The organism is Pseudomonas sp. TKO26 (genome assembly GCF_003225665.1).
GTDB lineage: Bacteria > Pseudomonadota > Gammaproteobacteria > Pseudomonadales > Pseudomonadaceae > Aquipseudomonas > Aquipseudomonas saponiphila.
Window position 1 is genome coordinate 1 of the sequence record NZ_QKLN01000055.1, and the last position, 421, is coordinate 421.

Annotated in this window: 1 tRNA gene; it reads left to right on the plus strand. The window is 46.6% G+C overall.

Going from position 1 to position 421, the window contains the following annotated elements:
• The first annotated feature begins 44 nt into the window (after window positions 1–44).
• Window positions 45–120: transfer RNA gene (locus DNK59_RS31430), tRNA-Val, on the plus strand.
• Window positions 121–421 lie beyond the last annotated feature (301 nt).

The following is a 421-nucleotide window of genomic DNA, read 5'->3' on the forward strand; positions in this document are numbered from 1 at the left end:
CTGCACGACCCACCATCTTCTCCTCGAGGATGTAAAACTTCGGAGGGCGATTAGCTCAGTTGGGAGAGCACCTCCATTACAAGGAGGGGGTCACTGGTTCGAGCCCGGTATCGCCCACCACTCTTTAAGCACTCTTACGAGAGTTATTAAAAAGTGGTTCGAAAGAAACACAATGCTCTTTAACAATCTGGAAAGCTGACTAGTAAATTCAATCGAATGATTGATTTATTTTAAGTTTTTATCGAAAGATAAAAACGAGTTCTCAAAACAAACACATTCAAGTGTCTTGTAGTCTTTTAGGGGGAAAAGGAAAAGGGGTATAAGAGACAGAGCTCGGCGACCCTGGGCCACCTCAAGCGCCTGCCGCTGAACACGCTTAAGATCGCCCGCGCGTTCATTCAGGACATCCCCCATTCAACCC